This is a genomic window from Brevibacillus borstelensis, from assembly GCF_003710865.1.
Classification (GTDB): domain Bacteria; phylum Bacillota; class Bacilli; order Brevibacillales; family Brevibacillaceae; genus Brevibacillus; species Brevibacillus borstelensis.
Map to the genome: position 1 here is coordinate 45,916 of NZ_RHHO01000014.1, position 23,894 is coordinate 69,809.

Sequence of the window (23,894 nt, forward strand, 5' to 3'; positions counted from 1 at the left end):
TACGTTAGCATAGACGCACTTTTATGGTCAATTGCCAGTAGACAGTTTTCCCAAACGAAAAAAATTTTTCGGATACGGTCACAAAGTGCGATCGTTGATTGTTATAGAAGGGCAAAAGGGGGTGAAAAGCTCTTGGATAAAGAGCAAATCGAGCGGCTTGTCGTGGAGATCAAGGCCTCCGGTTCGCTTGAAGGGTTCGGAATGGTCATTGAGCAATTGCAGCAGCCTATTTTCACCTACTGCTACCACATGCTCGGGCATCGGCAGGAGGCGGAGGACGCGGTTCAGGAGGTTTTCATTAAAGCCTATGAAAACCTGGAAAAGTACACGGAAGTGGTTTCCTTTTCCGCATGGGTTTACAAGATTGCCTATCATCACTGTCTTAACTTGATCAAGCGAAAGCGGATTTACCGCCTGGTTCCCTTTTTGAACAATCGGGTGCCGGCGGATGACCGAGAGGAAGGAGCAGCCCGGGTGGAACAGGGCCAGTTGAGCGCTCCCCTCCATCGGGCGTTATCGACTCTATCCCCGGAGGAACGAAATTTGATCCTTTTACGGGTAATCGAAGAAAAAGGCTATGAGGAGTTATCTGTTCTTTTCCAAGAAAAGCCGGCAACCTTGAGAAAACGATACGAGCGGGCAATGAAAAAGTGCAAAAACCAACTAATTTCGCAGAAAGGTGGGGAAATGAGTGAAGCGTTCAGACTCATTCGATGAAGTCAAACAGCTGATAACGGATACACCAGTTCCCCAGATTGATGTCAAGGATCAGGTGCTGGATCGTTTGCGCGAGCGGCAAAATAAAAAGGAGGAATTTCGAGTGAAAAAAAGAATGGGATTGATCATTGCGGCGTGTATGGTATTCAGTGTGACAACAGCGTATGGGGCGGTAAAAGTGTACGAGTTGAAAAATGAAAAAGGCGAAGTCGTATCGCAGATCACCCACACGACAGCAGAACCGGGAGAGGGTCAGCATAAAACCTACAGCCAATTGTTCAATGAAGTCCGTGAATCTGTCAAACCGGGCAATGCTGCTGCGGTCTATATCGTCCCGGACAATCCGAATAAGATCGTGAGCTTCTTCCAGATCCCGATTACCTCGACTGACCGGGCAGTAATACAGAAGGAGGCGGGAGACAAGTTTACTTTCCCGGCCGAATTGGCAGGCGGTTTCACGTTTAAAGATGGTTCGGTTCAACACGAAGTCATTCGTGACTACAACAAGGAAGACTTTTATAAAGAGGCAGAGGAAACAAAGAAGGATGTCATCGTAAAAGAACTGAAGGTGGAACCGACATTCCAGCTGATAGCAGGTACCTATTCCAATAGCAAAGGTGACGTTACGGTAAGAATCGAGAACTTTGAAAAAGTCAAGTATTCTGCCGCGGAAGCAGGCCCGGACGATACTGTGGAAAATGTAAAAGTAGGCGGCCAGGAGGCCCTTTACCAACTGACTAATCTCAAGGGAGAAAACGGAAGTGTAGTAAGGGTTGACAAGTCCATTCAATTTTACAAGGAAGATAAAAAATTGATGGTCTTTGTATCGACTTCTTCCCCGGACATTGCTAAGGAAGACTTGCTCGCCATCGCGGAAAAGCTCGTGAAATAATCTCTCCTGACCCAAAATTTTTACAAAACCAGTTCGCGATCGTGGACATCATCAAATGGCCAAACAGCGATCTGGAACAATACTGCATGGTCTATCAAAAAACATAGAAAAAAGGGGCTTTCCCTCATGTCTGAAAAGACGAGGGGAGCCCCTGTTTGCGTATCGCATAAAAAAACTGCCTCACAGGTTCGTTGAGGTAGTGGAGGGTATTGCTATAGCCAGTGATAAATTACCGATGAATGGCCTGCATCAATAGGGCGGATGCTTCTTCTGTTGCAATCCCTTTGACGAGTTCTACTTCGCTGATGAATAATTGCTGTGCCTGATCGAGCATAAGCTTGTCTCCTGTGCCGAGCACCTTTGTTCTCGAGATCCAGGTCAGATCGCGGATGACTTCGGCCTCCTCGTAAATATCCCCGCGTTTGATCTTCTCCATATTGATGCGGTGTCTCTGGGCAGCGGTGACGCTCAAGTCAGGCTCTCCCTCGTTCAGGGCGACAAAAGCAGCTTCCAGTGTATGCTCTTCTACAATCGGGCGAATGTTCAGATCGTCCATCTTGTGCAGCGGGACCATGATTTGCAGTTCTCGAAGCAACATGTCCAAAACAAAGTATGGCTGTTTTTCGCCGAGAAATTCTTTCTCAACAATGGCTTCGATCACTCCGGCTCCGTGGATCGGATAAAAAATCTTGTCGCCAATGTGAAACATAACCCCACCCCCGATCTTGTAATACATCTAGTATAACACAAATTTGATATTCGGTAAAAATAAATAATCTTACCACATGAAAATATTTTATGTCAATAATGACTTTGGGTGCTTTCCGAGCCGTTTCTATGAATTTGCCTGTGAATGCGGTAAGATGGGAGAAAATCATGCAGGAAGGGGTGACGGGTATGCTTTCATGGACAGGAGAAAGGATTATCCCCAAGCTGCTAAAGCCGACAAATGGCATGCTGCTGGAGCACATCGCCCGCTATTATTTCGCCACTCCGTACATCCGCGGAAGGGTGTTGGATTTGGCATGCGGCACTGGATATGGCTGTCATATGGTGGCCAAGGACCGAAAGCGCGAAGTCACCGAGATTGTCGGGGTGGATATTGATCCGGAAACGGTCGAGTATGCCAATCGGGAGTACAATCACCAAAAGGTTGTCTATCAGCAGGGCGATGCGCTTGACCCGCACCTGCCGGAAAAGCTCGGGATGTTTGATACGATCCTCAGTTTCGAAACGATTGAGCATGTAGCGGATGACGTTCGGTTCATGGACCAGCTTTATCGTCTGCTGAAGCCGGGCGGGACGCTTGTTTTGTCCAGTCCGTTCGGACGGGGGAGAGGCATGCCGACCAGCGAGCCTTTTCATGTCCATCAGCTGACGCCGGAAGAGTTCCAGGAGCTGTTTGTCCGTTTCTCAGATGTAGACATCTACTATCAGCGGGGTGTTACCTTTGAGAAGCCGAGAAACGGCGTTCGTTATTTTATCGGAGTGGCGGTTTGCACGAAGTGAGGATGTTGGGTTGAGCTTGTCGACAGAGCAGGTTCAAAAGAAGGCTGTAAGACAAGGAAGGATACAGACAACTGGAGGTTTTGCGAACAATGGCAGACAAAGCGAATCAACCGCTGCCAACCAGCCTGGCGGGGCAGCAGCGAAAAAACATATATCCGGGACTTGAGGTCGAGATCGTTCTCAAACAGGATCAACGCACCGGAAAGACGACGCGGGGGATCGTCAAAGATCTTCTGACCAATTCTCCGGCTCACCCGCACGGGATAAAGGTTCGCTTGCAGGATGGGCAGGTCGGCAGAGTGAAGACGATCGTGTCCTCTGAAAAACAATGACAAACGGACGCGGAGGGGCGTTCGTTTTAAAGAGAGGCCGAACGCTTCTCTTTTTTTTTGCCTGGAAGTGACAGAGAGTGTGCCATACAGAGAGCAGACTCATAGGAAAAAAGGGCCGGATCGGTTATAGTACAAGAGAGTGCATCCGTTTTCCCGGCCTTCGACAGAGGCAGAAATAAAAGCAAAAGACAAAAGAGTGACAGGAGGACAAGCCTGATGCTTTTCATCGACAATCAAAACATAACCGACCCCAGGATCAATCTGGCCATCGAAGAATACGCATTGAAATATCTCCCCGCCGATCACGACTACCTGCTTTTCTACATAAATGAACCGTCTATTATCATCGGCAAGAACCAGAATACGGCCGAAGAGATCAATGCCGACTATGTAGCCAAGAACGGCATTCACGTCGTCCGCCGCCTGTCCGGTGGAGGGGCTGTCTACCACGATCTGGGCAATCTCAATTTCAGCTTTATCACCAATGACGACGGGAACTCCTTTCACAACTACCGCAAGTTCACGGAGCCGGTCGTAAAAGCGCTGAACGAGCTGGGCGTCGAAGCTGAACTGACGGGACGCAACGACATTCAGGTAGGGGAGCGGAAAATTTCCGGCAACGCCCAGTTTTCCACCAAAGGGCGCATGTTTACGCACGGGACCCTGCTGTTTGACTCCCAGATGGAAAATGTAGCCTCAGCCTTGAATGTGAACCCGGAAAAGTTCAAATCCAAAGGGGTAAAATCGGTTCGCAGCCGCGTGGCCAACATTTCCGAGTTTTTGCGTGAGCCGATGAGCATCGAACAATTTCGGCAGCACATTCTCAACTCGATTTTTGCCGGATCACAAGTGCAGCAGTATGTACTGACTGAAGCAGACTGGAAACGCATCGACCAGATCTCGGCGGAGCGCTACCGGAACTGGGACTGGAACTACGGCAAGTCGCCGGCTTTCAACGTCAAGCGGGTGAAGCGGCTTGGCTCAGGGACCTTCGATGTCCGTCTGTATGTGGAAAAGGGATTGATCAAATCTGCCTCCGTCTATGGAGACTTCTTTGGCTTGGGCGAAACTTCGGAGTTTACGGACAAGCTGGTGGGTGTAAGGTATGACCGGGAAGCACTGGAGCAGGTGCTGGATACGTTGGATCTCGCGTATTATTTCGGGCCGGTCACCAAAGAGGAATGGCTGGAGATGGTGCTGTAGCGAGGAGGGGCGGCAATAGCCCGAGTCCTGCCGCATGGGTGCTGTATCATACTCGAAGCAAGTGAACGTCTTAAAAAAGCGGAAGGCTCTTTCCCGGCGAAACGTGTGTCGAGGAAAGAGCCTTTTTTGCTTATTGGGCACTTGGAGTTGGTCCCATGCCTTCGGACCGTGTGCCTCAGTTTCTTCCGGCCGGTCTCTCGCAGCAGTCGGTCATACCTGCATCAGCAGAGCATCCAGACGTTCTTTTTGCCGCAGGTGGTGGCGGTAGTGCATCTCTACGATGGCGAACCACTCCGTCGCATTCAAGTGGCCAAAGGCTGGATGGGGAGCCGTAAAGACGGGAGAAATGTCAGCCAACACCGGCTCCAGCTCGCGCATCTTGCTTAAAACCTGGCGCAATCCTTCTGCAAGCTGCTCCTTGCTCTCCGGCTGCGGAGGCGTATATTCCGGGGAGGCCGGGACACGAATGCGCACAGGAGGGAGGCTGCCTTGGGCAAATACCGCTTGCCCTGCTTCCGTTTTTTCTCCTGGCGTATCTCCGCCTGACAAGGACTCGCTGCCAGCTTCGCCGTTTGCGGCTTCAATCTGCTCGCTCTGCGCTTTGAAGGTATCCACGTGGCGAAGCTGCATGAACAGGGCGGCGCGGATCAAATGCATATACATTTGTCCGAGCGACCATTCGTCTTCACTTGGTTTGCGGGTGAGCTGCTCCATATCATAGCGGTCCAGTTCCCTCACGTACAGCTCCGTGATTTCCTCCATTTTTTTCAACGTCTCTTTCGTATTCATAAGCATATCAGACAGCTCCTCTCGTTTTCTCGATCTACTATCCTTACTATACGAGAGCGCTCCTGACAGCAGTATGTCAGTAGTGTTTCAGCATGTTTTCGATTTCTTTACGCACTTGCAGCCGAAACGATTCCGGCTCGACGACCACCGCCTTGCTTCCCCAGCCGAGCACCCATGGCAGCACTTCCTCGGGCTGCCGGACCCGGAGCGTGACGAGCAGGCCGTCCGGATGGTCTTGAATAGCGTCTATATAATAGAAACGCGATTCCCTTGCCTTGTCGGAAACGTCATGCGCAATGCGGACAGTGATTGTCATAGTTCGGTCATCTGCCGGGGTATAGTCCTGCAGATTGAAATCGGGAGGCCGCACCGCTTTTTCATCCAACAGGGTAAGATCACGCATTCGCTTTACGAGAAAACGGCGGATGTCCGCCCGCAGCTCACAGTACCCGAGCAGTCCCCATGAGCCGTTTACGAATACCAAGCCATAAGGAGCGACGGTACGGAGGTTTTGGCGATTTCCATCTGCTTCAGGTAGCTTTTTCGTATAGAGAAACCGCACTTTCCTTTCCTCTTGTATTGCTTGACGGAGCAATTGCAGCATCGTCCGGGAATCGGCATCTGCTGCCGATTGGGCGGTGAGCAGTTTCATGCCGGATCGCGTCTTCTCCACTTCCCGCTGTACAGCTTGGGGCAGGATCGCTTCGATTTTTTTGCGCGAGGCTTTCGCTTTGGCGAGATAGAGCGGATCGAGCTGCTGTTCGACGAAGTCGAGTCCGAGCAGCAGGGTTACCGCTTCGTCCGCCGAAAAATGAAGCGGCGGCAAAAAGTAGCCCTCCATCAAGGAATATCCCTGCCCGGGAGCGCCGACAATCGGAACGCCAGCCTCTGACAGCGCCTGGACATCGCGGTAGATGGTTCTTACGCTTGTTTCGAAAATGGCTGCCAGATCTTCGGCACGCAATGTTCCTTTACGCTGCAATTCGAGTACGATGGCGAGCAGGCGGTCCGTCTTGTTCATCGTGTTCAGCTTCCCTCCGCAGGTGATTTTCCTTCACTGTAATCGGTTGGTCGGCGTCTGGCAACTGGGGCTCTTTTTCTTTCCAATGGGTACAGCCCGAAAGGCCGCTGATCGGGCTTTGGTGGAGGAGATGAAAAAGCAGAAAAACGCTCAAGGTTCGGTGGGACACTGCTTGGAAGATTCACTGTCCGGCTCCACTCCAAAAGCGGAACCGCGTCCAAAAGCAGCGACTCAGGGAGCTTCTCAGAGTTGGACGCTAAAAGCGTGTTCCGCACTCTTCGCTCTGCCTGGGAGGTGTCCCAAAGACCTTCGCGTTTTTCTGCTTTTTCATCTCTACAGCTTTGGGGTTCGTTCAGACATTTTTTCCGGGTAAATCAAAGAGGGAAGGATAAAGGACAGAGGAATAAGAAATGAAATCCGAGTCTGAATCAGAATTGCAACCTTATTCTTATTATGCAAGCGTCCACCTTCTTCGCCATCAGATCATATCTCAACCATCGGATAAGCCGTCATCCTTGAACACTTCAGACTCCCTTCTCATCCTGAGTTTCCTACAAAATCCGTTACCTCCCTTAAGACTCCCCAGCAAAAACCCGAAGCAAACCCCCTGCTCGTCAAAGAAGCATGTTCCCAGACGAACGCCTGTGGAGCCCTGCCCAGCTTCGCAAGCAATCGCGGGGAAACAAAGCGCAACCTATGAATAAGCTTCGAAGCTGCGCGTCGTTTTGCGCTTTCCCGCGATTGCTTGCGAAGCGGACAGTTTAGCTTCCTCGCAGGGCGGAGCCGAAGTGAGTCTGGGAACATGCTTCTTTCCCTGCAGTCCCGTTGCTTATACAGGTTTTCACGACAGCAACGGCTATCCTCATAAAGCAGGTACACACCAGGATAAAGCCAGGATAAAGCCCATTCCGAATGATAAAGCTGCGCATCGTCTATTATTTGTGCGAAAATACGAATGTTTACTTGCCCGAAGACAAGATCATATGTATAATGAGGACAATGAATATACCTGAACATCGCTCTAGCAGGTGATATCATGAGCCTACTGGACTCGAATGAGAGTAAAAAAAAGCTGAGCCATATCTACAACGAGATCTCCAAGGAATTATTCGGATTTGGCACAACGCTCTTGCGAGTGGAGATTGACAAGCAGATCATTACCTTTCAAGCCAAGCATCGCAGGTCGCCTCGTTCAGCAGCGTTGGAAGGTGAAGCCCCAACGCTCAAGCTGGAAGTCGATTTCCGGATGTCGCTTTTGTACAAAAAGAGACTCCGCGAGCGGCTGGAGGAAGAGATGGGTCTGCGCATTGAGGCAGTCTTGCGGGATTATGATGCACCGACGTTGTGGGCGATCACCAATGTGATTTTGTTGGAGTCGCCATAATCGAATACGTGAAACCGCCAGTGAACGGATTATCCCTTTTGATCTATCTTAAGAGATGACCGGAGCGTGGCTGAAACGGGCGTCACTGTTCTTTGTTTACAAAGAAAAGTGCTCTTGTTAGAAAGCAAGTTTTCTACCAAGGGTACTTTTCTTTTTCTATTTGGCAAAAAAATACAAATGGCAAGGCGGTGAGACTGCAGCGCAAGATAAACAAGCGAAATGAAGCAAAACAAAACGTAGAAAAACGCAGCCGAGCGAACCCAAACACAACTGAAGATTAGCAAACAGGACAATGATAAGCATTATTTTGTTTTTTTTTACTAAAAAACAATTAAAAAAACGAACGTATTTTGATGTTATTATATTAATGTTCGATTTTAGTGAATAACGCAATGGGTGGAGGAATATAGCGATGAAGAAAACGAAACTGTTTGGTGGCTTTCTGACCATTTCCCTGTTGTCCGCGGCTTTGGCCGGATGCGGCGGAGGAAACGGACAAGCGGAAAACGGAGCAGCAGGCGGTTCAAACAAAGGCGAACCGAAAAAGCTGGTTATCTCTACGTGGGGCTTCTCCGAGGACTTTTTCCGCAAAGAAGTGTACGAGCCGTTTGAAAAAGAACACAACGTAAAAATCGTCGTGGAAATCGGAAACAATGCGGAACGACTCAATAAAATCCGCCAGGGCAGCTCGCAAGTAGACGTCATCTACCTCTCCGACTACTATGCTCAGCAGGGCATCGATGCCGGTCTGTTTGAAAAAATCGACCGCAGCAAGATCCCGAACATTGACCAAATCTACGACATCGCCAAAGCGCCGCTGGGCGAGGACTACGGCCCAGCCTATACCATCGGCCAATTTGGCATTGCCTATAATCCGACCGTCATCAAGACCGAGGTGAAATTCTGGAAAGACCTGTGGAATCCGGAGATGGCCGGCAAACTGACACTGCCGAACATCACGTCGACCACCGGTCCAATGCTGCTGGACGCTGCTTCAATTGTAGCGGGCAGCGAAGCATTCGATGAAGACAAGGCGTTTGCCAAGGTAAAAGAAGTGAATCCGGGCGTCGTAAAATACTACGACAAAACTTCCGAATATGTGAACATGTTTAGCCAAGGCGAAATCGCAATCGGTCCGATCATGGAAATGTACTTCAAGGACATCCAGGCTGCCGTACCGGAAGCAAAATTCGTATCCCCTGAGGAAGGCGGCTACGCGGTCATGAACACCGTGAACGTCGTCAAGGGAAGCAAGAACAAAGAGCTGGCCGAAGCGTTCATCAACTGGCAGCTGAGCAAGGAAGTCCAGGAAAAATCGGCGAAAGCCAAAGTCGATTCTCCTGTAAATACGAACGTACAGCTTTCCGACGAGGAAGCAAAAGGCGTCACCTACGGTGCAGAGGTCATCGGCAAGCTGCGCAAGCTGGACATGAAGGCCGTAAACGAGCAATCCAAAGCATGGATTGACCGCTGGAACCGGGAAATCGCCCAATAGATCGCTAAGACGAAAACAAGGGTATATCACACACATATGCCCTTGTTTTTCTGTCAAAAGGACAAGTAAACGCTGGCAATTGTACATGCCAAAGGAGGACCCTGCCGTGAAAGAAAAAGTCATCCTCGATGTCGATACCGGAATTGACGATGCCCTGGGCATCATGCTGGCAGTCAAAAGCAAACGCTTCGATATTCTCGGGATCACGACGGTGAACGGAAATGTGTCGCTGGCAAAAGCGACGGAGAACACCTTGAAGGTACTGGAGTTTTTGGGCGTGGAGAAGGAAATTCCGGTGATCCGTGGAGCAGACCGTCCTGTACTCAGACCGACCTTTTTTGAACACCGGGTCCATGGAGAGGACGGGCTTGGCGGAGCGCTGCAGGACGTTTCCGTGAAGACACAAGCAGCAGTCGGCTTTGCCCCTGACTTCCTGATCGAGAACGTGCTGCGCCATGACGGAGAAATCACCTTGATCATGACGGCGCCGCTGACCAATCTCGCATTGGCGGTGCGGAAATGTCCGGAGATCGTCCGCCATGTAAAAGAAGTGATTGTGATGGGCGGCGTGGTCAAGGATTTCGGAAACGTTACCCCGACGGCGGAGTACAACATCTACGTCGACCCCGAAGCGGCCAAGATCGTCTTTCACGCCGGATTCCAAAGGCTCACACTCGTCGGTCTGGACGTGACGCGCAAAGCGTTGTTGACGGAGGAGCATATCCGCCAGCTTGGAGACACTCCTGTCGGCCAATACGTGAAGACAAGCACGGCTGATTACATGCAGCGCTACTTTGAGAGGAATGGCGTACGTGCATGTGCCCTGCACGACCCGCTCGCAGTCGGGGTCGCGCTGCAAAAAGACCTGGTAGGGACCCGGAAGCTTTTTGTGGACGTGGAGACCCGGAGCGAGCTGTGCGACGGCCAGACAGTATGCGATTTCCAAAACCGCTTGTCCAAAGCGCCGAACATGGACGTTTGCCTTGAGGTAGATTCCAAAGCGTTTCTCGACCTATTTATCCGCACGCTGCAGTCGTAGCGAAATCAGGAACAGGAGTACATGTGATGAAAAAACTGGGTTTGTATTTGTTGCTGCTGCCTGGACTGCTGTTTTTAACGCTGTTTATGGTCATTCCCATTGCAATGACGGTACTGTCTACGTTTTTCCAGGAAGGAAGCTTTACGCTTGAGGGCTATCTGCACTTTCTCGCCGACCCGTACTTCCTGAAGATCTTGTGGACAACCTTGCAGGTAAGCGTGGTAACGACGATTGCATGCATTCTGCTGGGCTTCCCGGCAGCCTACTATATCTCCAAGCTCGGACCGCGGAAAAAGGGAGTTCTGCTCGCGCTGGCGATCTTCCCGCTGCTGACCAGCTCTGTCGTCCGTTCGTTCAGTTGGATGATCATCCTTGGGAAAAAGGGGCTGTTGAACAGCTCGCTGCTTTCGCTGGGGCTGATCGAAAAGCCGCTGGAAATCCTCTATACGCCGAGCGCCATGATGATCGGCCTGATTCACCTGTTTCTCCCGCTGATCATCATCACACTGGTAGGGGTCATGGAAAATATCGATCCAGACCTGCTGAAAGCGGCAGAAAGCCTGGGTGCATCCAAGTTTACGGCGTTTCGCCAGGTGATCGTTCCTTTGAGTGTGCCGGGCTTGATCATCGGCAGCATTCTGGTCTTTGTGGGCAGCCTGACCGCCTACACGACACCGGCGCTTCTCGGAGGGAAGCAGCGGGTGATCTCGACGTTCCTTTATCAAAACGCGATTACCTTGAATGACTGGCATATGGCCTCCGTGATCGCCACGATCATGATTGCAATCACCTTTATCGTGATCGGGCTGATGAACAAACTGGCTACGAAACTAAATCCGAAGGGGTAAGAGGCATGCGGGAGAAAAATCGAGGGCTCGCCCTGTTTACGTTTTTAATCTTTCTCTTTTTGCTCGGGCCGTTGCTGATTATTTCGGTTACCTCATTCGAGCCCGGCACGGTGTTGAAATTTCCGCCTCAGGGTTTCTCGCTGAGATGGTATGAAAACATTTTTGAGGTAGAAATGTTCATGGAGACATTTAAAACCTCCATGATTGTGTCGCTGGCGGGAAATTTGCTGGCTCTGGCTTTGGGCATCCCGGCCGCTTATGCGCTGAGCCGCTTTCAGTTCAAGGGGAAGTCGCTTCTAAACGGCGTCTTCATCTCTCCCGTTCTGATTCCGGGAATCGTCATGGGATTTGCCATGCTCAAATACGTCATCATCACGTACCAACTGCCGATTTACGCGGGCCTTTTGGTCGGGCACACCGTATTGATGCTCCCGTTTATCATCCGGGTTATCGCATCCAGCCTGTCCAACTTTGATTTTGCCATCGAAGAGGCCTCGCTCAGTCTTGGGGCCGGACGGCTGGAAACCTTCTTCAAAGTCGTACTCCCCAACATTCGGTCGGGGATTATCGCGGCGGTCCTGATCGCTTTTCTCGAATCGTTCAACAATGTCGACATTTCCGTGTTCATGACGGGGCCAGGGGTCAGCACACTGCCGATCCAGATGCTGACGTACGTGGAGAACTACTTCGATCCGACGATCGCCGCCATCTCGGTATTGCTCATGATCATTACGGCTATCTTCATGTTCATCATTGAACGTCTCATGGGTTTGTCCTACTTTACCAAACGATAATGGAGGCATCAATTCATGGCATTGCTCACGCTGGAAAACGTATCGGTCGCCTATGAAAATCAGAACATCCTGGACAATTTCAGTTTGAATATCGAAAAGGGCCAGCTCATTTCACTCCTTGGTCCGAGCGGCTGCGGGAAAACGACGACACTGCGGCTGATCGCCGGGTTCCTGGAGGCCAAAGCGGGACGATTCCTGTTCGACGGCAAGGATTATACCCGTGTGCCGGTAAACAAGCGCAACTTCGGCTTTGTCTTCCAGAGCTACGCGCTGTTTCCGCACCTGTCCGTGTTTGACAATGTCGCGTTTGGACTTCGGCTGCGAAAGGTCAATCAAGCCGAAATCGACCAGCGCGTCCGCCACATTCTCGATGTTGTCAGCCTGAACGGTTTTGAAAAGCGCTTCCCCAAGGAGCTTTCCGGGGGGCAAAGGCAGCGTGTGGCGATTGCCCGCGCACTGGTCATACAGCCCGATCTGCTCCTGTTTGACGAGCCGCTGAGCAATCTGGACGCCAATCTGCGGGTAAACATGCGGGTGGAAATCCGCCGCATCCAGCAGGAGCTGGGCATTACAACGGTTTATGTGTCCCATGACCAGGAGGAGTGCTTCTCCATCTCCGACCAGGTGGCGATCATGAACAAGGGGATTATCGAACAGCTTGACGATCCGGCGACTATTTTCAAGTATCCGCGGACGGAGTTCGTCGCCCGGTTCATCGGCTTCAACAACTTCATCGACTTTGGCGAAAGAACGGAGCAGGACGGGGAGATCCATTTGACTGCAGGCAGCCATACGTTCCGGGCTGCCAAAAATCCGGGTACAGCCAACCATTCCGGGAAAAAAGGGGCGATCCGTCCGGACGACCTGGTGGTCAGCGCGGAAGAACCGGCCGATTCGGTACGAAATGTGTTGAAGGGCAAGGTGAAAGTAAGCACGTTTTTGGGCAGAAGCTATCAGTATGTCGTGGAGACCGACCTGGGCGATTTTACGGTCAATCAGGAAATGGATTCCCCTTATAAAGCAGGCCAGCCGGTCTATCTGATGTTTCCCAAAGAAAAGCTGGTTTTGGTCGACTAATCGTCAGCAGACAGGAGGGGTATCCATGCAGGTTGATCTGCTCATCTTGCAGGCAAACGTATACAACAGTTATTTCAAACGGTTCACGAAAGGCAATGTCGCCGTTCTGGACGGACGGTTTCTCTATATCGGGCAGCGCGGCGCGGAAAGCTTTGAAGCCAGGGAAGTGATCGACGCAAAAGGGCGCTACATGATTCCCGGCTTGGTCGATATCCATCTGCATATTGAGAGCACGATGGTGACGCCGGAGACCTTTTCGTTTGGGCTGATTCAAAACGGAGTGACGACGATCGTTCCCGAGCCGCATGAGATGGCCAATGTGTTTGGCATCTCTGGCATCCGGGAGATGATCCGGGCAAGTCAGAACTGTATCGTCGATATGTTTTACGCGATTCCCAGCTCGGTGCCGGCGACATCGATGGAGACGACCGGAGGGGCTGTGGAGATCGAGGACATCGACGAGCTGCTTCGTTCCGAGCGGATTATTTGCCTCGGCGAAATCATGAACTACGTCGACGTGATCACCGATCCGGATTGCAAGACCAATCGCATCCTGGAGCATATCCGCAGCCATTACCCGGATCTCGTCATCGAAGGCCACTGTCCGAAGCTGCTCGATCTCGACCTGCACCGCGTCATTTTCGCCGGTGTGGATTCCGATCACACCCACCAGACATTGGAGGGGATGGAGGCCAGAATGGCAGCGGGCATGTTCATCGAGATTCAGGAAAAGTCGATGACGGAGGAAGTAATGAGCTACCTCGTCACAAACGACGTATCCGAGCTGTTTTGCTTCGTCACGGACGATGTGATGACTGATTCGCTCTACCATCGCGGACATCTTAACCACATCGTCAAAAAGGCGATCCAGATGGGGATGGAGCCGGAGAAGGCGATCTATGCCGCCACGTTTACCCCGGCGAGAAGGATGAAGCTGCTCGACCGCGGAGCCATTGCGCCAAACAAGGTAGCCGATTTCATGCTGCTGTCCGATCTGCGCGAGCTGGCGATTGATGAGGTCTACAAGAATGGGAAAAAGGTATACGACAAAAATGAAGCATATCGCCAGCAGGTAGTGCCCAATCAGTTCCCGGCCCATTTTTATCAAAGTGTGCAGCTTTCGCCACTCACCGAGGAAGACTTCAAGGTGCGCATGGATGCGGATGCGGCCGATGGACGATACACCGCCCGGGTCATGCTGGTAAAAGACGGCTCCACCTTCACCGAGGAGCATCACGCCCCGGTCGACATCCGCGGGGGAGAGCTCTGCTGGCAGGAGAGCGGCTACGGTCTGATCGCCGTATTCGAGCGCTACGGCAGGAACGGCAACCGGGGCTACGGCCTGATCGGCGGCGACACCATCAAGCGGGGAGCTGTGGCCACTACCTACTCCCACGACAATCACAATTTGCTCGTAGTTGGGCACAATCCGCAAGACATGGTGATGGCAGCCAATCAAGTCATCCGCAACCAGGGCGGCTTCTGTGTGGTCGACAACGGAGAGGTGCTGGCCAATCTGCATTTGCCTGTAGGCGGGATTTTGACCGAGGAACCGCTGGAGAAGACGGCCAAAGAAGTGGAGGAGCTGCGCAAAGCGATGCTGTCGCTCGGCTATCGACACTACAACCCGATCATGTCCATCAGCACGCATTCCTTGCCGGTCAGTCCGGCCCTCAAGCTTACGGACCTCGGATTGATCGATGTAAACCAGGGCAAGGTTGTTCCGCTGCTGGTCCAGTAAGATTGTCAATACGGAACGAGAACGAATATAAACGGTATAACAAAAAACGGCCGCTGTATAGAAGACAGGGCCGTTTTTTCATGACCAGCTTTCCTTCTTTATATAAAACAACTGGCCAGCTCGTTCCAGTTCCTTGATTTGGACAAAAAAAGAACCGGCAGCGCTCAGATTGCGCCCGGTTCCGACAGGAAGGTGTATACTGCTGCTCGATCTCAGTTTATCGATTTCTTCACATTCATTCTGCTTTGCAACTGGACAATATACTTGTCCAGGCGCTGGCTCAGCTCTATTACTTCCCTATGTGAAAATCCCTTTTCGCAAGCCAGTTCGACCAATTGCCTTCGCAGCATTTCTGTGACCTCTATTAACTCTTTATCTTCTTCCTGGAACCCCTTCTCTTTTGGCTCGATCACCCTGAATATATACTTATCTGAATGGGGTTCAAATGTACTGCTTGTGTACGCTCTCTTGCTTGCAGCTACAGCTATACCAATACCCCCTTTTTTTGTAAGAACAATTATTTTAAATATAATCTGTTATGCGAAAAATGAGGGACTGACAAAAATTGTATAAAAGAAAAAAGCATCCGATTTGGATGCTTTTATTTTCCTACCCCATGATCGTATTGGATTACTGTTGGAGGTTTTTTTATGGTGACTTCTCCAGATACTCCATTGATGCCGATCCCTAACCCCAATACCAAACATACCGACAAAATAAAGCTCTTCATACCTTCCTGCTCCTTTCGTCTACAAGGGTTTGAAATGTTTTCTTTTGCTTGTCCGATGCGTGCTGAAGATGTGTCCAAAACAACCCAATGCATCGTTTGAAATAGTCGAAGTCTTTGGATGCATCGGACAAAACAAGGCAACGTAAGGTTTCGTCCAGGCCTGTGGAGTAATCGCCTTTTTTAAACAAGTATACCACTAATTGGTACAGAAAGTGAAGATGGAGAATTTTATCAACAGCATCTTGGTACTCTTCAAAACGTTTTATGTCTTCTGAAAACCGCTCCAACACAGATTCAACGGGAAAGCCGAACTCATTCGCAGATTTCATGATCGTTACCAGGCCAGGAAGCACCTCACTTGGATGTTCAGACAGGAAATCCAAATAATCGGGCAGCACTTCTATACTTCCTGTACTCATGGACAAGGTGTACGAATTAGCCAATGCCCATAATCGCAGTTTTTCAACCTCTGCTTCAGCTTCTTCATCAAGAAGCTCGAACCAGCTCAAATCGGCATAGCCGTTCGTATAATGCTTCGATTCCTCGTACCTTCCCATATTTTTTAATGCTACCGCTTTTAACAGAAAACCTTGTCCATAGTAAACAATCAAAGGGCGTTCCGTTTTTGGCAATTCGCTGGGCCTGTTGTTTTTTCGTCGGCGAAGCTCGTCCTCATAGACGATCATTGCCAGCTCCCTTAGTTCGTCAGCGTACTTCTCAACATCTTTCCACCTTCGTAGGGTGTAACATACATTTGCTAAATGCAGGAGAGCATCCAACTGGTAATCTTCAGCTAGCCGCTTGCGATAAGGCTCAAAACGAATGACAGCTTTAAAATCTTCCTCAGAGTTCGTTCCTTCCACCGCTCGGAACAGTCGATATTGGCTGATGACAAACTGATTTGAGTAGCTGTCCTTCTCGTTATCGATGACGAACTCGTAAAAAGGAACGGATTCTCTCCGTTTTCCACTCTCAAATAGCTGCTCTGCTACGGTAAATAGAATCGAAATGTTCTTAGGGTTATCCAGCAGCCGGGAAACGGCAGCATCGATACAATCTTGTCTGCCGATCTCCGCACAACGAACCAGATACGGAATCAAGCGCGGCCGTGAAATTTTCCCTTCGCCCAAACATTCTTCTGGATACAATTCGTACAACCATCCAGGAGGGTAACCAAAAGCTTCAGCCATCTTGTCGAGATGGCATATCGTTAAAGCACGCGGCGGATTGCCGTTTAAAATTTCGCTCAAACTTCCAGGGTTAATACCGGTCAATTCACTGAATTTACTTAGTGTATAGCCATTTTCCTTTAAGTTTTTTTCGATTTCTGACCGCAACGACCGTTTCAATGTCTCTTGCAGCCTCATGAGAAAATACCCCCTACTCCCCAATGGACAGATACTAGGTCCCCTCGCTCCGGTATGGAAAATCTCAATTTTCTAATATCCTTTATATTAACACACTACCCATAAAAAGGTAAAAATTTAAGCTGCAAAAAAAGTGTTAGGCAGCAAGCGATACTTTGGTATATATTGGTGAAGCAAGCCTTTTTACTTACATGGAAAAAATTCAATAGGGTAAAAGCTCTGGAATTATTGAAGGGCTTGCCATCAGGCGATAAGTCTACGTACTCATAAATTGGGTCTATTTTTTAACAGGAGTAAGACGATCGTTTCGCTGAGGGGAAAGTCATGTTTTCGCTCTACCTTCCAATAGGAGTAAGTAAACGGGTAAACCATCAGTGGGAAAGAAGAGGTGGAAGCAAAAGATAGGAGTGCAGCTATACGGAACCAACTACAGAAAGAGAGAGTGAAACCGCTGTGAAGATAGCCAAAGCCATAAAGGTGGCCATTGTTTTTTTCCTGTTGTTTTCTGTTCTGACCATAGGCAGCCTGTATATGCTGGCCGAATCGATTCAAAAACAGGATCGGGCAGTCGAAATGCAAATGGAAGCAAAGCAGCTCGGTGACGAATTGCTCGACTCCAGCGAATACTTGACCAATGAACTCAGGAACTACGTCCAATCCCGCGATAAAGAAAATTATGATAACTACTGGCGGGAGGTTAACGAGGCCAAGACTCGGGAAAGAGTCCTCGAACGAATGACGGAAATGCACGTTCCGGAATACCTGGTGGACAAGGTAGAACAAGCCAAGCAAAGCTCCGATGTTTTGGTCGGGCTTGAAAAAAGGATATTCCAGCTGACAGAAGCCGGAGAGTATGAGCTGGCACTCAAGGTTTCGTTCGGTGAAGAATACAAACAAAAGAAGCAAATGGTCATCGAGAAGCTGGAGGAATTCCAGCAGGAGCTGGATGCATGGGCCACGGATCTGGCGGACAGCATGACCAATCAAATGTATTTGTTCATGTGGGTAACGATTGCCCTGGTGGTCATTATGGCACTCAACTCGATAGGAACGATTCTCTATTTGTATCGGAAGGTAAAACCTCTATCGGTCGTAACGGAGACAGCCGATCTCATCGCATCCGGCAACCTTCGCGTACCGGATTTGTCTATTAGCGGAAAAGACGAGGTTGCTCAACTGAGCCAGTCCGTAGGGAAGATGGCGAAAAGCCTGCGGGAAGTCATCAGCGTTGTCAGTGACTCCAGCGATAAAATCGCTTCCTCCTCCAATGACTTGCTGATGAGCTCGGAGCAAACCGCTCAAGTGGCCAACCAGGTAGCGAGCGCCATGCAGGAGATGGCGACCGGTGCCGAGCGTCAAGCGATCGGGGCGCAGACGAGCAGCCAATCGATCTCCGAAATGGCGGAGGGGATCAGACGGATTGCCGAGTCGTCCAACTTCGTATCGGTCTCGTCCCAAGAAGCTTCGGAGCAGGCCGTCGAAGGCAGCAGCTCCGTCGAGAACGTAGTCAACCAGATGAAGCTGATCGATTCGAGTGTGGCTCAGACGGCAGAAATCGTCAAAGAACTGGGTGAGCAGTCCAAGGAAGTCGGGCAAATCGTCGAGGTGATCACGGCGATCTCGACGCAGACCAATCTGTTGGCGCTGAACGCAGCGATTGAGGCGGCCCGCGCAGGCGAGCATGGAAAAGGATTTGCGGTTGTAGCCGATGAGGTACGCAAGCTGGCCGAGGACTCCAAGCAGTCGGCGGAACAGATCGCCATGCTGATCAGCAACATTCAGGCCAGCACGGAACAAGCCGTCCAGCAGATGCAAAAGGTAGCCCGGGTCGTAGAAGACGGTACACTTGTCGCCAATGTCGCGGGAGAGTCCTTTGAGCGCATCCAACGCTCCATTCAAAAGGTGTACGAAGAAATCCACGAGGTATCCAGCTCTGCGGAGCAGCTTTCCGCCAGCTCGGAGCAAGTGGACGAGGCCGTAAAAGAAGTGCTGAATCTGGCAGTCGAAGCGTCGTCTCAAGCCCAAAGCGTAGCCAGCTCCTCTCAGGAGCAATTGGCGACAAATGAGGAGATTGCCGCTTCCACGGCGTCCTTGCATCAGTTGGCCGATGAGCTGAAAAGGACAATGCAAAAATTTGCTTTATAGAAAATAAATGTATGATAAAAGGTGCCCCCAAGCGGTGCACCTTTTTTATCAGCCGGGAGCTGGCGTGCACTTCTTTTCTTTACTATTCCTTACAGCTGTCTCTATAATAACAGTCAGTACGTTTTAAAAATCTGTACTACAAGGATGTTAGACAACCATGCAACAAACGAATACGTTTCAGGAAAAACTCCGTCAGCTTTTCGTAGTGCTGCTGCCGATTCTGGTTACGCAGCTGGCTTTGTTCAGCATGACGTTTTTTGATACGGTCATGTCCGGAAAGGCAAGCCCGGTTGACCTCGCGGGGGTTGCGATCGGCTCCAGCCTGTGGACGCCTGTACAGGCCGGTCTGACAGGAATTTTGCTGGCCGTCACGCCGATGGTGGCGCAGATGGCGGGAGCGATGCGAAAGGATCAAGTGCCGTTTACCGTCATGCAGGCGCTGTATTTGTCTGTTGTCATCGCGATTGGGGTCGTCATACTCGGCGCGCTGCTGCTCGGTCCCATACTGGACGGGATGAGTCTGGAGACGGAAGTTCGCCATATTGCCTACTACTATCTTGTGGCAATCTCGTTTGGCATTATTCCTTTGTTTGTCTATACCGTTCTCAGATGCTATATAGATGCACTGGGCATGACCAGAGTGACCATGGTCATTACACTGATGTCGCTGCCGATCAACGTCGCGCTCAACTACGTCATGATTTTCGGTTACTTCGGTTTTCCGCGGCTGGGCGGTATCGGTGCCGGATTGGCCTCGGCCATTACTTACTGGATCATCGTCTTGATCAGTCTGTACGTGGTGCACCGGGTAGAACCGTTTGTGGAATACGGCATGTTCAGCAAGTTTTACCGCGTCTCGATGGCTGCCTGGAAGGAGCTTCTCAAGCTCGGCGTTCCGATCGGGTTTTCTATCTTCTTCGAGGTCAGCATTTTCGCCGCCGTTACGCTTTTGATGAGCGAATACAGCACGATCACCATTGCCGCCCACCAGGCAGCGATGAACTTTGCCTCCTTCATTTATATGGTGCCGCTCAGCATCTCCATGGCACTGACGATTGTGGTCGGTTTTGAAGTGGGGGCAGAGCGGTTCCGGGATGCGCGTCAGTACAGCTACATGGGCATCACTACAGCCGTGGGAATGGCCTCGCTGTTCGCTGTAGGCCTCTATTTCTTCAGTGAACAAGTGGCAGGGTTCTACACCAATGACCCGAGCGTTCTGGAGCTGGCCCAGCATTTCCTGATGTATTCCATCCTCTTCTTGCTGTCCGATGCGGTAGCCGCACCGATTCAGGGAGTGCTCAGGGGGTACAAGGATGTGACGGTGACGTTTATCGTGGCCCTTGTATCGTATTGGGTAATTGGTCTGCCGCTCGGGTTTGCGCTGGCCCAGCTGACGTCGCTGGGAGCCTTCGGATACTGGATCGGACTCATTACAGGCCTGGCGGCGGGAGCGATCTTCCTGTTTGGCCGTCTCCTGTCATTGCAGAAGCAGAAAATCAGAGGAACCTAGCGAGCTTCATACCGATTTTCGCTTCGGCGGGATGCCTTCTACAAGGCGTTCCGCTTTTTGTATGAAGAAACCGGGGCGCGTTTACAATAGGGAAGGAAGATGTCCCGAAATTTTTCTCCAATTTTTACGAAAAAACGTTTATACTTTCTACAAGGCTTTTCATGTTAGAAAACCTTACATTGACATAGAGAGGAGGAGAATGATGATGGCTTATGATTTTTTGGTGAAACTGGGCATCGCCATGTTTTTAGGCCTGCTGATCGGTGTGGACAGACAGCTCAAGCACAAGCCTCTGGGGGTAAAAACCAGCATGGTTATCTCGGTAGCCAGTTGTCTGATCACGATTGTGTCGATCGAATCCGTTCACCGATTCTCCTTGCCCGGACACACCAATATGGACCCGATGCGCTTGGCTGCACAAATCGTCAGCGGGGTCGGTTTCTTGGGCGCGGGGGTGATTCTGCGGAGAAGCAACGATGTGATCTCCGGCCTCACGACAGCGTCCATGGTATGGGCAGCCTCTGCCCTTGGGATCGCAGTTGGCTCGGGCTTTTACTTTGAAGCCGTTTCGGCCACGATCCTGATCATTTTGGCGATTAATCTGTTTCCGCTCATCTTGAAATGGGTAGGCCCGAGCACGTTGCGGCAAAGGGATCTGGCCGTCAAGATCATCGTTGAGGGGGAAGGAGACCTCGATACGATTTTCAAACAAATCAAGCGTATGAACATGAGTGTGAAGCGGGTAAAGGTCAAGGATGTGGAGCAGGGCCACCAAAAGCTCGAAATGGTGATTTCTGCCGAGGATGATACGTACACGACAGATATTTACCGCTCCCTGAAAGAAGTCGACCATATTGTGTCGGTAGAAGTGGAAAGCAGGGAGTAAAGTGGAAAGCACGAAGTAGAGAAAAAAGTGGACTTTTAAAAACGGCGCGGCTCCTCCAACGAGATGGAGCGAGCAGAACATTTTTAAGCACCCAATGCGGTGCTTTTTTTCTGGAAGTTCCGACCTTCTCTTGTTTTGTCTCAAACACTTTCTATACACTAATAGAAATAACAGGATAAAAACTCAGAAGAGAAGGTGAATTCTCTTTGTTGCACCAAGCTGAAGAAGTCTTGCAAAACTATTTTGGATACACTGCCTTTCGCGAAGGACAAAAAACGATTGTCGCGAGTCTTCTTTCCGGCCACGACACTTTGGGCATCATGCCGACCGGGGGCGGAAAGTCGATCTGTTATCAGGTGCCGGCCCTTTTGTTTGACGGAGTCACGATTGTCATTTCCCCGTTGATTTCTTTGATGAAGGACCAGGTGGACGCGCTGGTCAGCATGGGGATCGCGGCTGCGGAGATCAACAGCACGCTGGATTCCTCTGAGGTGCGGGACAGGATGAGAAAAGCCCGGGAAGGGACGTACAGGCTGCTGTACGTAGCCCCGGAGCGTTTGGAAACGGAGAGCTTTTTATCCCTTGCAAGCGAGCTGCCGATCTCCATGGTAGCGGTCGATGAGGCGCATTGCGTCTCCCAATGGGGGCATGATTTTCGCCCGAGCTATCTCGCGATTTCCCGCTTCATCCAAGCGCTGCCCGTCCGGCCTGTAGTCGCTGCCCTGACGGCTACGGCTACGCCCGAGGTCACCGAGGACATCAAAAGACTGCTCACGCTGCAGGATGAGCGCGTCTACATCAGCGGGTTTGGCCGGGACAACCTCCACCTTTCCGTGCGAAAGGGGGAAGACAGGCGCCGGTTTATCCTCGATTACCTGGAGGCAAACCGGCAGCAATCCGGGATCGTCTACGCATCTACGCGCAAAGACGTCGATGCGCTGTATGAATTCCTCGATGGGCGGGGCTTTTCCGTCACCAGGTACCACGCCGGTCTGTCCGAGGCGGAAAGGGCCCGCAATCAGGACGCGTTTCTCTTCGACGACGCCAAGGTCATGATCGCCACCAACGCATTTGGCATGGGCATCGACAAGTCCAATGTCCGGTACGTCATTCACTACAGCATGCCGAAAAACCTGGAGGCCTACTACCAGGAGGCGGGCCGCGCCGGACGGGACGGAGAGCCGAGCGAATGCATCCTGCTCTTTCATTCGCAGGATATCCAGACGCAGATGTTCTTCATCGAGCAGAATCCGCTCGGGGAAGAGAGAAAAGAGCACGAATACAAAAAGCTGTACGCCATGATCGATTACTGCCGGACGCCGCGCTGCCTGCAGCAGTACATCGTAAGGTACTTCGGCGACCACTCGGCGCCGGAGTGCGGCAAATGCGGCAACTGCACCAATGACGCTGAGCTGGCCGACGTCACGCTGGAGGCCCAGAAGGTCTTTTCCTGCGTCAAGCGGATGCGCGAGCGTTTCGGGGCTTCACTCGTCGCCCAGGTACTGAAGGGCTCCCGCAACAAAAAGGTGCTGCAATTCGGCTTTGAAAAGCTGCCGACCTACGGCCTGATGAGCGATTACACGGAAAAGCAGATCGTCGACCTGATCGAGCTGTTTATCGCCGAGGGCTACCTGCGCGTGACGGAAAGCAAGTACCCGACCCTCGCCCTGGGCGACAGGGCACTGCCTGTGCTCAGAGGGGAAGAGCAGGTGTGGCAAAAGGTGCTCATCCGTCCGGTCAAGCGTGAGGAGGACGACGAGCTGTTCGAGCGCCTGCGACAGCTTCGCAAAGAAATCTCGCAGAAGGAAGGCGTGCCGCCGTATGTCATTTTCCACGACAGCACCTTAAAGGAGCTGAGCCAGCTTTGTCCGACTGATAGAGAGACGATGCTGACCGTGAAAGGGGTTGGGGCGGCCAAGTTTGAGAAGTACGGCCAGGCTTTTTTGGATTGTCTGCAGGATTATGCGCAAGCAAAGGCGGGAGTAGGTTCGCAATAATTTATTCGCAACAGGCGGGATTGACGGCTATAAGGATATTTTGACTATGAAACTTCAGTAAGAAACAGTGTTAAACATCGTTTCATACTGATCTTTCAATTACAGGATAAAAAACTGCCGTGCAAACGGTAGTTTTTTGTTTTTTAGCGCAGTGAGCCGGAGCAAACCGTACCGCCTCCAGGCATTCCGGCTTTTCCAAAACCCCGGGTGTCCAGTACTAATCGCAGAGCGAGTTAAGCCATATTTGACAGAGCAAGAGCACGCAAACTTTGTAAAGAACAGGGAAGCCGGTACCACTATAAATTAAAGGATGGAGGGACAGATCAAGCGATAAGGGGAAATATGCCGATAGGGCCGGAGCCAAGCGACCGAGCAAAAAAAGAACGCAGAATAATCTCTGCGTTCAGGCTGTCGAGAA

21 protein-coding genes are annotated in these 23,894 nt (G+C 51.0%); 16 read left to right on the forward strand and 5 right to left on the reverse strand.

What is annotated here, in order from left to right; genetic code table 11:
* Nucleotides 1-132: 132 nt before the first annotated feature.
* Nucleotides 133-717 carry an RNA polymerase sigma factor gene (locus EDM54_RS07585; RefSeq protein ID WP_122958014.1) on the forward strand — a complete coding sequence of 195 codons (585 nt, stop codon included), beginning with the start codon at nucleotides 133-135 and terminating at the stop codon, nucleotides 715-717.
* The gene (locus EDM54_RS07590; RefSeq protein ID WP_003388676.1) at nucleotides 692-1,609 is read left to right on the forward strand and encodes a hypothetical protein; all 918 of its coding nucleotides are present in this window, start codon (nucleotides 692-694) and stop codon (nucleotides 1,607-1,609) included. Before EDM54_RS07585 ends, EDM54_RS07590 begins: the two co-directional genes overlap by 26 nt.
* A 229-nt stretch (nucleotides 1,610-1,838) precedes the next feature.
* Here EDM54_RS07590 and EDM54_RS07595 read toward each other — a convergent pair whose 3' ends face one another.
* Nucleotides 1,839-2,318 carry a CarD family transcriptional regulator gene (locus EDM54_RS07595; RefSeq protein ID WP_003388675.1) on the reverse strand — a complete coding sequence of 160 codons (480 nt, stop codon included), beginning with the start codon at nucleotides 2,316-2,318 and terminating at the stop codon, nucleotides 1,839-1,841.
* Between the two features lie 188 nt (nucleotides 2,319-2,506).
* Here EDM54_RS07595 and EDM54_RS07600 point away from each other — a divergent pair, with 188 nt between their 5' ends.
* The 3 genes from EDM54_RS07600 to lplA all read left to right on the forward strand — a co-directional run bounded on the left by EDM54_RS07600 (nucleotide 2,507) and on the right by lplA (nucleotide 4,653).
* Nucleotides 2,507-3,118, forward strand: a complete 612-nt coding sequence (locus tag EDM54_RS07600; protein WP_024983015.1) for a class I SAM-dependent methyltransferase — start codon at nucleotides 2,507-2,509, stop codon at nucleotides 3,116-3,118.
* Nucleotides 3,119-3,243: 125 nt separating this feature from the next.
* Nucleotides 3,244-3,450: a YwbE family protein gene (locus tag EDM54_RS07605; RefSeq protein WP_024983014.1), complete on the forward strand. Its 207-nt coding sequence runs from the start codon at nucleotides 3,244-3,246 to the stop codon at nucleotides 3,448-3,450.
* A 216-nt stretch (nucleotides 3,451-3,666) separates the two neighbouring features.
* Nucleotides 3,667-4,653, forward strand: coding sequence for a lipoate--protein ligase (gene lplA / locus EDM54_RS07610; RefSeq protein WP_003388672.1), 987 nt, complete (start codon nucleotides 3,667-3,669; stop codon nucleotides 4,651-4,653).
* A gap of 210 nt (nucleotides 4,654-4,863) precedes the next feature.
* Here lplA and EDM54_RS07615 read toward each other — a convergent pair whose 3' ends face one another.
* Together EDM54_RS07615 and EDM54_RS07620 are read right to left on the reverse strand one after the other, a co-directional pair.
* Nucleotides 4,864-5,442, reverse strand: coding sequence for a DinB family protein (locus EDM54_RS07615; protein WP_122958018.1), 579 nt, complete (start codon nucleotides 5,440-5,442; stop codon nucleotides 4,864-4,866).
* Nucleotides 5,443-5,518: 76 nt separating this feature from the next.
* Nucleotides 5,519-6,463 (reverse strand): helix-turn-helix transcriptional regulator, encoded by a 945-nt coding sequence (locus EDM54_RS07620; RefSeq protein WP_003388670.1) that lies wholly within the window; start codon nucleotides 6,461-6,463, stop codon nucleotides 5,519-5,521.
* Between the two features lie 1,036 nt (nucleotides 6,464-7,499).
* On the opposite strand from EDM54_RS07620, the gene EDM54_RS07630 reads away from it, so the two are divergent.
* The 7 genes from EDM54_RS07630 to EDM54_RS07660 all read left to right on the forward strand — a co-directional run bounded on the left by EDM54_RS07630 (nucleotide 7,500) and on the right by EDM54_RS07660 (nucleotide 14,841).
* Complete coding sequence (locus tag EDM54_RS07630) at nucleotides 7,500-7,847, forward strand: hypothetical protein (protein ID WP_003388668.1); 348 nt, start codon at nucleotides 7,500-7,502, stop codon at nucleotides 7,845-7,847.
* A 412-nt stretch (nucleotides 7,848-8,259) separates the two neighbouring features.
* On the forward strand, nucleotides 8,260-9,342 hold the full coding sequence (locus EDM54_RS07635; RefSeq protein WP_122958015.1) for an ABC transporter substrate-binding protein: 1,083 nt from the start codon (nucleotides 8,260-8,262) through the stop codon (nucleotides 9,340-9,342).
* Between the two features lie 85 nt (nucleotides 9,343-9,427).
* Nucleotides 9,428-10,381 carry a nucleoside hydrolase gene (locus tag EDM54_RS07640; protein ID WP_031932503.1) on the forward strand — a complete coding sequence of 318 codons (954 nt, stop codon included), beginning with the start codon at nucleotides 9,428-9,430 and terminating at the stop codon, nucleotides 10,379-10,381.
* Between the two features lie 26 nt (nucleotides 10,382-10,407).
* Entirely contained in the window at nucleotides 10,408-11,229 is an 822-nt protein-coding gene (locus EDM54_RS07645) for an ABC transporter permease (RefSeq protein ID WP_122958016.1), read from the forward strand.
* A gap of 5 nt (nucleotides 11,230-11,234) precedes the next feature.
* On the forward strand, nucleotides 11,235-12,023 hold the full coding sequence (locus EDM54_RS07650) for an ABC transporter permease (protein WP_003388662.1): 789 nt from the start codon (nucleotides 11,235-11,237) through the stop codon (nucleotides 12,021-12,023).
* Between the two features lie 15 nt (nucleotides 12,024-12,038).
* On the forward strand, nucleotides 12,039-13,100 hold the full coding sequence (locus EDM54_RS07655; RefSeq protein ID WP_024983008.1) for an ABC transporter ATP-binding protein: 1,062 nt from the start codon (nucleotides 12,039-12,041) through the stop codon (nucleotides 13,098-13,100).
* Nucleotides 13,101-13,125: 25 nt separating this feature from the next.
* Nucleotides 13,126-14,841, forward strand: coding sequence for an adenine deaminase (locus EDM54_RS07660; protein WP_003388660.1), 1,716 nt, complete (start codon nucleotides 13,126-13,128; stop codon nucleotides 14,839-14,841).
* 212 nt (nucleotides 14,842-15,053) lie between these two features.
* On the opposite strand, the gene EDM54_RS07665 is transcribed toward EDM54_RS07660, so the two are convergent.
* Nucleotides 15,054-15,191, reverse strand: a complete 138-nt coding sequence (locus EDM54_RS07665) for an aspartyl-phosphate phosphatase Spo0E family protein (protein ID WP_122958019.1) — start codon at nucleotides 15,189-15,191, stop codon at nucleotides 15,054-15,056.
* Between the two features lie 376 nt (nucleotides 15,192-15,567).
* Nucleotides 15,568-16,938, reverse strand: coding sequence for a helix-turn-helix domain-containing protein (locus tag EDM54_RS07670; RefSeq protein ID WP_003388658.1), 1,371 nt, complete (start codon nucleotides 16,936-16,938; stop codon nucleotides 15,568-15,570).
* A 453-nt stretch (nucleotides 16,939-17,391) separates the two neighbouring features.
* Between EDM54_RS07670 and EDM54_RS07675 the strand changes: the two genes are divergently transcribed.
* The 4 genes from EDM54_RS07675 (at nucleotide 17,392) to recQ (ending at nucleotide 23,476) form a co-directional block, all read left to right on the forward strand.
* The gene (locus EDM54_RS07675) at nucleotides 17,392-19,083 is read left to right on the forward strand and encodes a methyl-accepting chemotaxis protein (RefSeq protein WP_003388657.1); all 1,692 of its coding nucleotides are present in this window, start codon (nucleotides 17,392-17,394) and stop codon (nucleotides 19,081-19,083) included.
* 157 nt (nucleotides 19,084-19,240) lie between these two features.
* A complete protein-coding gene (locus EDM54_RS07680; protein WP_024983004.1) occupies nucleotides 19,241-20,593 on the forward strand; it encodes an MATE family efflux transporter in 1,353 nt (450 codons plus the stop codon).
* A 205-nt stretch (nucleotides 20,594-20,798) separates the two neighbouring features.
* On the forward strand, nucleotides 20,799-21,479 hold the full coding sequence (locus EDM54_RS07685; RefSeq protein WP_003388655.1) for an MgtC/SapB family protein: 681 nt from the start codon (nucleotides 20,799-20,801) through the stop codon (nucleotides 21,477-21,479).
* Nucleotides 21,480-21,685: 206 nt separating this feature from the next.
* Nucleotides 21,686-23,476: a DNA helicase RecQ gene (gene recQ, locus EDM54_RS07690; RefSeq protein WP_024983003.1), complete on the forward strand. Its 1,791-nt coding sequence runs from the start codon at nucleotides 21,686-21,688 to the stop codon at nucleotides 23,474-23,476.
* Nucleotides 23,477-23,894: the final 418 nt, after the last annotated feature.